This window comes from Paenibacillus sp. 01T422, from assembly GCF_056398785.1.
In genome coordinates this window covers 1-12,970 of the sequence record NZ_JBFTQB010000062.1, presented here as the reverse complement: position 1 = coordinate 12,970, position 12,970 = coordinate 1, and the positions used below count along the sequence as shown (strand labels likewise).

At 45.7% G+C, this 12,970-nt stretch carries 8 protein-coding genes and 1 pseudogene; 8 read left to right on the top strand and 1 reads right to left on the bottom strand.

Annotation, left to right across the window (positions count from 1 at the left end; translation table 11 throughout):
• The 6 genes from AC1DUA_RS05605 to AC1DUA_RS05580 all read left to right on the top strand — a co-directional run.
• Positions 1-1,261, top strand: a 1,261-nt coding sequence (locus AC1DUA_RS05605; RefSeq protein WP_477498782.1) for a two-component system sensor histidine kinase NtrB, incomplete at its 5' end; no start/stop codon positions are given.
• Between the two features lie 191 nt (positions 1,262-1,452).
• Complete coding sequence (locus AC1DUA_RS05600; protein WP_477498781.1) at positions 1,453-3,759, top strand: helix-turn-helix domain-containing protein; 2,307 nt, start codon at positions 1,453-1,455, stop codon at positions 3,757-3,759.
• 213 nt (positions 3,760-3,972) lie between these two features.
• The gene (locus AC1DUA_RS05595) at positions 3,973-4,869 is read left to right on the top strand and encodes an ABC transporter permease (RefSeq protein WP_477498780.1); all 897 of its coding nucleotides are present in this window, start codon (positions 3,973-3,975) and stop codon (positions 4,867-4,869) included.
• Between the two features lie 18 nt (positions 4,870-4,887).
• A complete protein-coding gene (locus AC1DUA_RS05590; RefSeq protein WP_477498779.1) occupies positions 4,888-5,784 on the top strand; it encodes a carbohydrate ABC transporter permease in 897 nt (298 codons plus the stop codon).
• A gap of 116 nt (positions 5,785-5,900) precedes the next feature.
• Positions 5,901-7,580 carry an extracellular solute-binding protein gene (locus AC1DUA_RS05585; RefSeq protein WP_477498778.1) on the top strand — a complete coding sequence of 560 codons (1,680 nt, stop codon included), beginning with the start codon at positions 5,901-5,903 and terminating at the stop codon, positions 7,578-7,580.
• Positions 7,577-8,485, top strand: coding sequence for an SGNH/GDSL hydrolase family protein (locus AC1DUA_RS05580; protein WP_477498777.1), 909 nt, complete (start codon positions 7,577-7,579; stop codon positions 8,483-8,485). Before AC1DUA_RS05585 ends, AC1DUA_RS05580 begins: the two co-directional genes overlap by 4 nt.
• Before the next feature lie 573 nt (positions 8,486-9,058).
• On the opposite strand, the gene AC1DUA_RS05575 is transcribed toward AC1DUA_RS05580, so the two are convergent.
• Entirely contained in the window at positions 9,059-9,973 is a 915-nt protein-coding gene (locus tag AC1DUA_RS05575; protein WP_477498776.1) for a helix-turn-helix domain-containing protein, read from the bottom strand.
• A gap of 121 nt (positions 9,974-10,094) precedes the next feature.
• On the opposite strand from AC1DUA_RS05575, the gene AC1DUA_RS05570 reads away from it, so the two are divergent.
• Positions 10,095-12,608, top strand: a complete 2,514-nt coding sequence (locus tag AC1DUA_RS05570) for a glycoside hydrolase family 2 TIM barrel-domain containing protein (protein ID WP_477498775.1) — start codon at positions 10,095-10,097, stop codon at positions 12,606-12,608.
• A gap of 25 nt (positions 12,609-12,633) precedes the next feature.
• Positions 12,634-12,970, top strand: a pseudogene (locus tag AC1DUA_RS05565) (glycoside hydrolase family 88 protein); the annotation flags it as partial.

Below are 12,970 nucleotides of genomic sequence, written 5' to 3'. Positions count from 1 at the left end.
TGCTCTGCTTGAACAAAAGCCCATTCAGATTATCGGGAAAGAGCATTATCATATGATGTTGGAGGAGAGCGCCTGTTATTGCGTTCCCTTCCATTTTTCCAATTTCCACAACTTATCAGGTGCCATTTCAATCATGACGTCAGTAGAACATCATCATCCTACTTATCTAGCACTGCTAGCTAATATGGTAGATTCTATTGAGCGTGAGTTGTCACTGCGCCTCGCTAATCATAATCAGAACCTGATCCAGCAGCTCGTGGTGAATAATATGCGCAATGGGATCATTATGACGGATGAACGAGGGATCATCACAGAATTTAATGCGTACGCGGAGAAAATTACGGGAAGGAACCGGAAGAGTGTGACAGGCACACCAGTATTCCCATTTGAACATTTTGGCAGCTATTTCTATCAAGCTCTGAAATATCGCAAACAAAGCGAGAATATCGAGCTTACCTTTCGCTATTCTTTGGATCAAGAAAACGTGTGTCTCTTTGATGTGCTGCCCATCCTGAATGAACACGGTGAACTGCTGGGTGCTTTTGCTCAGTTTCGCGATATTACAGATCGTGTGATCTTGGAGCGGCAGTGGATTAATTCGGAGAAGTTCTCGGCCATTGGCAAACTCGCGGCGGGTTTAGCGCATGAGATTAGGAACCCTCTTACGGCCATCATTGGTTTTTTTCAGCTGAGCAAACAGTCTAACGATCCTATGAAATTATGGAGTTACGTACATTTAATCGAAACAGAGCTTCAGAGCATGAAGCAGCTTGTATCCGATTTTGTCGTTATGGCCAAGCCAAGCACCCCGGAACGCAAAGCCGTGAATATGCAGGAATTTCTCAAAGATACCGTGCGATTTATGGATAGCCAGGCTATTCTGAAAAATAGCTCGATTACGGCGACCACGGATAACGCCTTAACGGTTGCGATGATTGACCCTTCTCAAATCAAACAGGTGCTTATTAATCTTCTCCAAAATGCCATCGAATCGATAGGGAAAAATGGGACCATCCAGCTGTGCGCAGAATTGGCACATGACAATCAAAGCTTTAGAATCAGCATTGAAGATAATGGCATCGGCATGACCAAGGAAGAATTGGATCAAATTCTAAACCCTTTTTTTACAACCAAAGAGAATGGATTAGGACTGGGCTTATCAATTTGCTATCGCATTATCGAGAATCACAAAGGGACAATAACAGCTACCTCCCGCAAAGGCTTCGGGACGCGGTTTGAGGTGACGTTACCCTTGGATTGATTGATCGATAATCGAGATAAGCGCTCGCTCACTTCTGTTGAAGTGAGTTTTTTATTTCAGCGAAAACAACTTGTGTTTGCTTGAAAAGGGAAATTTGTATGGTAGCCAGCCTAAGTGTACCCTAGGCGATGATGCCCTAATTTTATATAATGAGTTGGGAGTAAGCGCTCTCATAGAAAGGGGAGTTACCGGTGCCCAAGTTCTCAGGTGTGTTTCGGAAGTTTCTTTTTTCATACATCCTTATTTTAATCATTCCTAGCATTGCGGGGTATATGTCATATCGCACCTCAATTGCTGTCACGCAATCCATCTCGATTGATAATAATGTGACGCAGCTGCAAAAGAGTCAGGAAATTTTGGAGCGCAGAATGGCTGAGGTGGAGAGCTTCACCAGGCAGCTAGCTCTAAATCAAGATTTAAGTGTGCTTTTGAATGAAAGCGTAGTGGATCAGAAAACCAATGTGTATGGGATTTGGAAAATATCAAGGGATATTAAGGCTTATAGTCAGACCAATGACTTTTTGAAGCACTTTTTTATTTATTTCACCAATTTTAACGTGCTTGTGACCCCTGGCAATGCCTATTTTCGACCGGAACATTATTATGAGACTTCGCATTACAACAATCTTTCATTAGAGGAATGGAAAAGGACGATTTTAGAAAAAACGCATAGCAGTGAAATCATGCCGCTGAGTCCTTTCATTAATGGCGGGACACAAACTTCTGTTATCACCTATATGCAATCGCTTCCATTAGACAGCTTTAGTGATTCTTCTCCGGCTACAGTGGTTACGATTATAGATGAAAAAACGATTAACAGCGTGTTATCAGGCTTGCGAAATGAAGCGGGAAGCTGGATGTACATTAGTGATGCGCAAGGACATACGATTAGTCTTCAGGGAATAACCCAACCTGAGATTGAGCAGCTCTCGGCCGATCCGCAGTTCGACAAAGAGTCGGTCAGCCAATTCTACAAGGATGATCTCGTAATCAAAATTCGTTCCAAGACAACAGGCTGGGTGTACAGTACGGGAATTCCTAGACACGTTTTAATGGAGAATGCGAATAAAATTAAATACATCACTTGGTCAGTGACGGGGGCTGCCCTGCTGATTGGCCTTCTTGTAGGCTACTTGCTTTCGTACCGCAATACGCTTCCAATTACTAGACTGCTTCAGGTAATGAAAGAGCATTTTGGCAAAGAAGCGGCGCTTGCACGTAATGAATATGATTTTATACAGGGCAACATTTCGAATATTTTGATGAACAGCAAGCACTTGGAATCCGAGCTCAAACGGCAGCTCCCATTGATCCGGGATGCGTTCTACAAGCGGCTAATTGCAGGCGAATTTCAAACCCGAGAAGAAATCATGTCTGCGGCCGCACAGGCGGATACCGGTGTCAGCTTCAACTCCGGATACACAGGTATTCTGCAAATCAATGGGTACTCCGACATGGAAAGTGTTGAAATTCTTAATGAACTGAGCGCAGCCAGATTGATCCTGAAGCAAATTTTGATAGAGGATGAAAGCCGTGTGCAGGTTCATATGACCGATTTGGGTTCGGATCGCTTGGTTCTCCTCTTTACATCTGGAGATCAAGAAGCTGGGGAGGAAGTTAGTAAAGATGATGTTGAGCAGCTTGTGAACAGGCTAGTTAATCTGGCTTTTGGTGAATATCGGATTACGATAACGGCTGGGCTAAGCGATCCCTTTACCTCCGTTATGGAGGTTAGCCGTTCCTACGAGCAAGCAAGGCAGGCATTAGAAAACGCTATTTATATGAACAAAAAAGGAATCGTATGGTTGGGTGATACACGAATTGAAAGCAATACCTATTATTATCCCATCGATTTGGAACTGCGATTGATAAGTACAATTAGGGCAGGCGATGAAGAGGAAGCGGGGCGTATCGTCAAGTCGATGATTGAGCAAAACACGGAATATCGCGAGCTTTCCATGGAGATGAAACACCAGTTCATCGGGGAACTGAAGGGAACGCTGCTCAAGCTGCTCGACCAGAAGGCAATCATGGAATCCCCTTCGTTCGAGAAAATCAAAAATCGCATAATTGCTATTGTGACCAGCGATTCCATTGAACTTATTTCCCAAGAAATAAATGAGATAATTGCAGATATGTGCGGCCTCATTACGAGTAAAAAGAACGATGCTCACTCTCGAACGGTGAAACAAATTAATGAATTTATCGCAGCTAGGTATGCAGAACCTGATCTTAATTTATACCGAATTGCGGAGCATGTGGAACGGCCAGAGAAATACATCTCCCAGCTGTATAAAGAGGTGACGGGGACGAATTTATCTGACCAGCTGGAGAAAGTTCGAATGGATCACGCGGCTAGTCTTCTGAAAAGGAACCAGTACAACGTCGACGAAATTGCTTCGCATGTCGGCTACAACAGTTCGCATTCTTTCCGCCGGGCTTTCAAGCGAGTGATGGGTGTTTCGCCAAGCTCGTTCCGACAATCTGTCGAGGAATGACCATAAACCTAACTGCCGAGGCGGTTAGGTTTTTTTGGTTTAAATAGGCTAAAACAGACGAAATGGACGTTCAATAAAGCAAATGGCCTGCCTATTTCGGGCTTTATGTTCGGAATTTGACGCAAATGTACCTATACGACAACCTCGGCAACCACCTATAATCAGCCATATAGAAAGCGCTATCACATTTTATCGGATTGTAGGAGGGAGCATGTGAAAAAGAGTCTTATCAAACATTGGCAGCTGTATCTGATCGTGATTCCACCATCTTTATTTTTTCTTATTTTCAAATATTATCCAATGTTGAATGCCGTTCTGGCCTTTAAGGATTACAACGTGACCAAGGGGATATGGGGAAGCCCATGGGTTGGTTTTAAGCATTTTGAGCTGTTTTTTGAGAATCCAATCTTCTGGACCCTGATCAAAAACACGCTGCTTATTAGCGGATATTTACTTCTTGCCGGATTTCCAATTCCTATTTTATTAGCGCTGGCGCTGAATGAAATACGCAATGGCAAGTTTAAGCGCTTTGTGCAATTAGTTTCGTTTGCACCTTATTTTATATCCACTGTTGTCATGGTTTCCATCATCATGTTGTTTCTTGCTCCACGGCTTGGTTTCGTGAATGTGGCTATGAATTATCTCGGGATGGATTCGATCAATTTTCTCGGGCAACCGGGGATGTTTCGTTCGATCTACGTTTGGTCGGATATTTGGCAGACGGCTGGTTATTCCGCCGTTATCTTTCTGGCTGCGCTGGCGGGTGTCGATCCTTCGTTATATGAAGCAGCCAAAGTGGATGGAGCATCGCGGTTTCAGAAAATCCGCCATATTGATCTGCCAGGCATTCTGCCGACAATCACCATCATTTTTATTCTGAACGTTGGCAGTATCATGTCACTAGGATTCGAAAAAATATATTTGCTGCAAAACCCGCTAAACAAAATAAATTCAGAAATCATAGCTACTTACGTGTATCAAATCGGCCTATTGAACGCGAACTATAGCTTTGCTACGGCGGTTGGCTTATTTAATTCCTGTATCAACTTAATCCTGCTTGTTGTTGTAAATCGGGTAGCGAAGCGGCTCTCGAATACGAGTATTTGGTGAGAATGGAGGAACCATGCAATGAACACCATGAAAACAACGATCCGAGAGTCAGCGGGCGACAAGTTATTTGTAATTAGCCTTTATGTGATCCTGAGTCTTCTCTTAGTGATCGTTTTATATCCGCTGATTTATATTTTTAGCTCCTCCTTCAGTTCACCAGCGGCTGTGACGTCGGGGCGTGTGTGGTTATGGCCTGTGGAATTTTCTCTAAAAGGATATGCACAGCTCATGGATAATCCCAAAATCATCACCGGCTACGCGAACTCCTTGTTTTATACAGCAGTGGGCACCCTGATCTCGGTAGCGCTTACGATCATGATTGCTTATCCGCTGTCACGTAAAACATTTAAAGGTCGCAATGTCCTTATGATGTTAGTGACATTCACGTTGTTATTTACCGGAGGGCTTATTCCTACTTATTTAGTCGTGAAGCAGATGGGACTTATTGATACAAGATGGGCTTTGATAATTCCCAATGCGATCTGGGTCTGGCAAGTCATCATTGCCCGAACGTTTTTTCAAACCTCGATCCCTGATGAACTCATTGACTCGAGTGAGATTGACGGCTGCAGTGACATCAGATTCATGTGGAGTGTCGTGATTCCGTTGTCCAAACCAATCATTGCTGTTTTATTTCTCATGTACGCGGTGGGCCAGTGGAATGCCTATTTCGATGCGCTTATTTATCTCAAAACAGCTCAGTTGTTTCCACTTCAACTCATTTTGCGCAGCATCATTATTCTGAACAACAGCTCGAATGCGACAGATGCCTTGAAACTGGTGGAAAGACAGCAGCTAGCTGAGCTCCTGAAATATTCGCTGATCGTTGTTGCGACGATTCCAGTGCTTATCATCTACCCATTTGTACAGCGTTATTTTGTTCAAGGGATGTTGGTTGGGTCTGTTAAAGGGTAGCGGAAAGAGGGATAAGGCGATGCATTGCAGAATTGAAAGGGGTGATCGACAAAACTTACAGGCTAAGAATGAACCTATAAGTTAGCTTTTCAAATCAGTAAAGGGAGCGGATTTCATTGAAAAGAAGATCGGTCAGCACTTTGATTTTCATCATAATGTTCAGTATGGTTCTTGCCGCATGCACGAGTACACAAGAGGCATCGACTTCGCCATCGTCAAAACCTTCTACAGATACAGCTTCGCCGAGCGCCGGGCAAGCAAGCAAGCCTGTACAAATCAGCGTTTTTGCGCAGCAGGCGAACGATATTGATTTGAACACGAACCTGTTCACGAAACATTTGGAAAGTAAATTTAATGCGAAGTTCAAGTTCGATGTTATCCCCTATGACGGTGCCAAAGAAAAGCGCCAAATCTCGTTAGCGAGCGGCGATTATCCGGAAGCCTATATGTTAACAGCCTATATCGATCAGTTCTCACAAGCGGATCTTCTGAAGTTCGGCAAACAAGGTGTTTTGCTGCCGCTTAATGATTTGATTAACCAATATGCTCCTAACATCAAAGCGGCCATGGAGAAGGATGCCACGTTCAAAAGCTTTATTACAGCGCCAGATGGCAAAATTTATGGTCTTGGCTCCTATACGCAGTGTTTCCACTGCTCTTACCCGAACAAAATGTGGATCAACACAAACTGGCTGAAAAAGTTGAACCTTGAGATGCCGAAAACGACAGAGGATTTCAAAAAGGTGCTGCAAGCCTTCAAAAAGAATGACCCGAATGGCAATGGTAAGGCGGATGAAGTTCCTCTAAGCGGCTCGACTGAGGATTTCGGCGTGCGCGTCATGCCATTTCTGATGGACGGATTCATCTATGATGATGACCGAAATTATTTGAACTTAGTTAACGGGAAAGCGGATACAGTGGCTAATAAGCCGGAATGGAAAGAAGGTCTTACCTATATTAAATCCTTATATGACGAAGGTTTGATTGATCCAGGTGCATTTACTCAGAATGCGGAAGCTTTTAAGAAAATTGGAGAGAACGGGTCAGGCCAAATTCTTGGTGCAGGCGCAGGCATGCATCCAGCTATCTTCGTTAATATTGATAAAGGCAACAAAAACTCAGCTGATTATAACCCGGTTCCGCCTCTAACAGGACCTCACGGTTCACTGTCGACGCATGATGGAGGAGGCCTAATTCCGGGTGCGAAATTCGTCATCACGAATAAAGCGAGCAAAGAAGCACAGGTTACTTTAATCAAAATGGTCGATTACATGTTCACCATGGAAGGTCAGACGAATGCGGCATCCGGCATGGAAGGCATTGACTGGAGAAAGCCGAAGGAAGGCGAAGTGGCGCTTGGCAAAGGCGTTACACCGCAAATCGCAACGATTCCTGCGATTGACGGGCAGCCGCCTCGTAACGCGGGATGGAGCGGCATGGGCCATTTCTACCAACCGCAGGAATATCGCGACAGCATTGTACAAGGGACGGATGTCTACGATTCCGCCAATTACGAACGCAGATTGTACGATGCAACGCTGCTGTACCAAGGGCATGAACCGAAAGAACTGTTCCCGATGTGGGCAATTTGGATCGATCCGGCGCTGACAGATGAGGCGAGCATTCTTCAAACCAACATCAAGAACTATATCGAGCAAAGCGCGCTCCAATTTATTACAGGGAACAAAGATTTGAACAAGGATTGGGACGCTTACGTGAAAGGTCTAGACAACTTGAAGTTAAGCAGATATCTTGAAATTCTCCAAAAAGCGTACGATACGGCAGCGATTAAATGACGACGGAAGAAAAGAGAATCCTTTTCCTAGGGGATAGTATAACTGCTGAAGGGACGTATATTGCCTATGTAGAGGCCTGCCTGCTTCAGCGCTTCCCTGATCAGCTATTTACATTTATTAACCTAGGTGTACCTAGTGAGACAGCTTCGGGTTTGACAGAGGAAGATCATCCATTTCCGCGACCTTGTGTCCATGAACGGATCGAACGTGCGTTGTCGGTAAGTAAACCCGATTGGGTTGTGTTAGGATATGGCATGAACGATGGGATCTATTCGCCTTATTCCGAAGCAAGGTTTCGAGCTTATCAAAAGGGGCTGCTTGAAGCTATCCGATTCGTCCGTTCAAGCGGTGCCAAGGCTATCATTATGACACCTCCGCCATTTGACTCATCAGCCATAAGTCGAGAGACCCTTCTGGCTGATGGGCATGATGTAAAAGCATACAGCTACTTGACTCCATATGAGCATTACAACGATGTCCTTAGAACGTACACGCGTTGGTTGCTTTGGCAGGATGGGATTGCTGATGAAGTGATCAATATTTATGATCCACTGCTGCAAGCAAGAGAGCAGATGCGAATGAACGATGCTGGCTATCGCTCAGGAGACGGGATTCATCCTCGGGCTGACGGCCATTGGTTAATCGCCGAAGCGCTTCTCCGTCATTTATTTCATGTGAACGATAAGACCATTCCGCCGTTCGTTGATCAGCCAGAGAGCTCGCCTTTTTTTCAGCTTGTTAGGCAGCACCAGAAGGTATTAAGTGCAGCTTGGAAAGAACATGTCGGTCATTCCAATCCGAATAAAGCGTTAGCCTTACCTCTGGAAGAAGCACTGCGAGAAGGTGAGCAGCTAGCGAAGCAAATTAAAGACCATTCTTCTATTCACCAGAAGCGTCAATTTTGAAACGGAGGGGTCCTGCGATTCAGATATATAATGCAGAGCACCTTTACTAAGTCATCGATTTATGTGCCGGATGAGTTAGATATGTGAAACACATATATATAGAAGAAAGCTGTCGCAAAGGTAGAATTTTCTACGTTTGGGACAGCTTTTTTGATTCGGCACAGCGTCGTGAAAGTGATGGAATCTCGCGGCTGTGGAGACCGTTGCCATGTAAAACATCTGTACAGTGCTAGAACAGCATGATTTCATTTGTAAATATCTGCAAGCATTCAATGAACCCCCCCAATAGGCACCTAAGTTGTTGATTGCATTGGACGAAATCCAATGAAACCTCCAAAAGGACACCTAAATTGCTCATCTCATTGGACGAAATCCAATGAAACTGAAAGTTTTGGCGCTATAGCATCATGATTTAGCGATCTCATTGGATTTCATCCAATAGGATCGCTAATCGAGCCTCCAAATCACTGTGTGCATTGGATTTCGTCCAATGTGTTAAATGTCACCCAACCCAACCCAACTCAACTCAAGCGAAGTTCTGACTTTGTGGGACTTTCTTATGGAAAGAGCGGGCTACTCTTGACTTAATGAAGCAATATCCTCATAACGATGCATCCCTTTGAACGTGTATGGCGTGTAGCCGACGTGTTTTTTGAATAGCTGGCAAAAGTATGAAAAATTGCCGAGCCCAACGGCTTCCCCAATGTCTTGAACAGACATGTCGGTTGTTTTGAGCAGCCAGCAAGCCTGACGTATACGTCTGGCGGTCAAGTATTCGGTAATCGTACTGCCTATCGATTGCCGGAAGGTAGCAGACACGTGGTTCGGTGTAAGGTGAACCGCTTGTGCTAGGTCTTCCAGCTTGAACGGCTTGCTATAATTCTCTTCAATCCAAGAGAGCATGCGCTCAGCCGTTGTTGAGCTTTTGCGCGGATGCACTTGCGTAAGCTCTGTTTGAGAGGTAATTGTCGACTCAAACCCTGTGCGCACTTGGTGGATAAAGGCAGTTAGGAACAGCAGCTGCTCTTCAAGCAGCCTTTCAGTGCCTTGATCAATAGCAGCCTCTATTCTAGGCGCATAAAGGCGGAATAATTGTTCTAGTTCCGTCAGATCTGAACACTGGAATGTTTGTGGAGACAACGGATCTTTCCACATTTTGCGCAAGAATTCTTGCAGCGATGGAAAGGCAGCAAGCGCTGCCTCAAGAACGGCTGGCTCAAGAACAAAAAGCGAGCGAACATACCTTTCCTGCGGAAGGTTATACATACGAAGACGATGCAGCTGAAACGGTCGAAAGCAAAAGATTGCCCCCGGCGTCATTTCAACGATTTGTTGCTCAATTATGGCGATGCCTCTACCTTCATGGACGATGAGAAGTTCCATCCCCTGGTGGGCGTGAAAGATTTCCTCAAACTCATGCGTTCTATTTTTGAAAAACGATAATTGCACGGGATGAACATTTAAATTCATGTAGTTCATTAGCTTCATAACGAAAACTCCTCATCGTAATCTAACAACATTTTATCATAAGAGGGCTAAACATTATTCGCTTTTTTTTTGGTACGATGAGGGTAGGTTATTGAGCAGCTAGAGGAGGAACGACTCGTTCATGAAAAAATGCAGGTTAAACGAAAATTGGGAGCATTATCGCGGATCCTTAGGCGGCGTTTGGGAGGTTTGGCGGGCAGATAAGCTGCAAAATCACTATAACGTGCCGTGGGAAACGGTCACACTTCCCCACACCTACAATGGATACGATGTAATGGACCCAGATAGCAAGTACTATCAAGGACAAGGCTGGTATCGAAGCAGGCTGGAGGTCGAGAATCCGTATCCGAAGGGAAGGACATTGCTGCATTTTGAAGGTGCTGGCCAGCGGACGGATGTGTATGTTTACACGGAGAAGGTGGATTCGCATCTTGGCGGTTACGATGAATTTACCGTTGATATCACGGAGGCCGTGGAGCGGGCCAAGGAAATAGAGCGTTATGCGGGGCAGGTTCCAGTGGCAATTGCGTGCGATAACAGTAGGGAGCTAGAGACGATCCCCTCTGATGCAAGCGATTTCAATCTGTATGGCGGGGTGTACCGCTATTTGAACCTTGTTTATGTGCCGCAGATCTCATTGTCCAGCGTGCATGTGCAAACTGATTTGGATGAGATTATTGGTGGAAAAGCGGAGAACGGGAAAGTCAAAGTGCGTGCTAAACTTTACAATCCGGATGCGATTGCAGGAAATGTTACTTTGACAATCACGGTAAAGCAGCAGGATGGCGTAGTTATCGGGCAATCTGAAGTCACTTTACCTGCCTGGCAGGGGGAGAAAGAGCTAGTTGCTGTGGAAGTTTCGCAACCACATCTATGGTCGGTGACTGAGCCGAACTTATATGATTGCTCCGTGGCGCTGGTTTGTGAAGATGGCGAAACCGTGGTGACAGAGCTTTTTGGTTTTCGCAGTTTTGAATTTGTAAAGCAGGGACCATTTAAGCTCAATGGGGAACGTCTTCTGCTGCGCGGAACACATCGCCATGAAGATCATGCAGGTGTAGGGGCGGCGATGAGTGAGGATTTAATTCGTGAAGAAATGCAGTTGATCAAAGACATGGGCGCTAATTTCATTCGCCTTGGCCACTATCAACAGTCACGAATTGTGCTTGACTTATGCGATGAGCTAGGGCTTCTTGTCTGGGAAGAGATTCCTTGGTGCCGAGGCGGACTTGGCGGACCGGAATACCGCAAGCAGTGTATCGACATGCTCACAGCGATGATTGAACAACATTACAATCACCCCTCGATTATCCTATGGGGACTTGGCAATGAGAACGATTGGGAATGTGATTTTGACTATTTCGATCAGCAGGCAATCCGTGCATTCATGAAAGAATTGCATGAGCTGTCGCATCAATTAGACCCCAGCCGTCTAACGTCGATTCGCCGCTGTGAATTTTGCAAGGATATCATTGATGTTTATTCGCCTTCGATCTGGGCAGGTTGGTACCGCGGCGTCTATACGGACTATGAGTCAAGCAGTAAAACAGCCTTCGAAAATGTGGATTCCTTCTTCCATATGGAATGGGGCGCAGATAATTTGCCGACACGGCATGTCGAGGAAGCGTACACGGGCTTTACATTTATGAAGCAATCCGAAGGTGCAACCGATGAGCGTGATGGGGACTATTTATTGACTGGCGGCGAGCCACGCGTGTCTCGTGACGGTGATTGGTCAGAGACGTACTTCTGCGAAATGATCGATTGGTACTTGAAATCGCAAGAGAATATGAGCTGGTTGACGGGAGCGGCACAGTGGTCGTTTAAGGATTTCTCCACACCGGTGCGGCCGGATTCGCCAATTCCTTATTTGAATATGAAAGGGATCGTTGAACGGGATTTGACGCCGAAAGAAGCATATTATGTTTTCCAATCGTATTGGTCGGAGAAACCGATGGTGCGCTTATATGGTCATACCATGCCGGTGCGCTGGGGTGCTGCGGGTGAGCGGAAGATGATCAAGGTGTATTCGAATGCGGAGGAAGTGGAATTGTTCCTCAACGGCGAAAGCCTTGGCGTGAAGCGCCGCAACTCACAAGATTTCCCATGCGCAGGCTTGCGTTGGGAGACGGAACTTCGTGCAGGTGAGAACCAGTTGCGCGTGGAAGCGGTTCGTGACGGTGTTGTTGTGAGCGACGAGCTGAGCTTCCGTTATCAAACGGAGTCGTGGGGCGAGCCGGTGCAGCTGGAGCTAACAACAGAAACGCTGGAAGACGGTCGGGTATATGCAGAAGTGCTCGCGTATGATGCGGCAGGTGTATTTTGCCCGGATGCAGCGTCCTTTGTCCGGTTTGGACTAGCTGGTGACGGAAAGCTGCTGGATAACTTGGGCACGATTCACGGTTCAAGGCTTACACAGCTTGCTTCAGGCCGAGCAGGGATTTATGTGGATCCTTTTGGCGGTTTACCAGCTGGGATTACAGTGACAGATTTTGTGAGTGCAGGCGGTCCGGCGTCCTCTCTTCTTTCAAAGTCGGATAACAGCCATGATGGGCAGCGCCAGTATACATCTGTTATCAGTGCGGCTTGCGAAGGAATGCCTACGGTTACCAAGGTAGTAATAACAAAGGGTTGAAACCATTAATAGGAGGTTAAAAGCGATGAGTGTAAATCAAACAGCAACATGGAATGGTGCTAAGAAGTTTGAAGAAATTATGCCCCAAGTATGGGAAGCCCTGCAGGTAAAAGTCGATCGGATGATCGAGCAGCTCGGAGAGAAATCTCCTCATGTAGCCAAGGAAGATGGACTATATGACGACATGCGGATTGATTGGTGGACATCAGGTTTCTGGCCGGGAATTCTTTGGATTCTCTATGATATGACGGGGAAAGAGCATTATAAGGAAGCTGCATGGCGCTGGGATGAAAAGCTGGAGCAAGCTAGCGTTCGGGCCAATAATTTTCATCATGATGTTGGTTTTCAATATTTGCCTACAG

What these genes read in the sequence shown, in the direction of transcription:
- AC1DUA_RS05580 (WP_477498777.1), top strand. Translation starts at nt 7,577, where the DNA reads ATGACGACGGAAGAAAAGAGAATCCTTTTCCTAGGGGATAGTATAACT.
- AC1DUA_RS05570 (WP_477498775.1), top strand. Translation starts at nt 10,095, where the DNA reads ATGAAAAAATGCAGGTTAAACGAAAATTGGGAGCATTATCGCGGATCC.
- AC1DUA_RS05575 (WP_477498776.1), bottom strand. Translation starts at nt 9,973, where the DNA reads ATGAAGCTAATGAACTACATGAATTTAAATGTTCATCCCGTGCAATTA.
- AC1DUA_RS05590 (WP_477498779.1), top strand. Translation starts at nt 4,888, where the DNA reads ATGAACACCATGAAAACAACGATCCGAGAGTCAGCGGGCGACAAGTTA.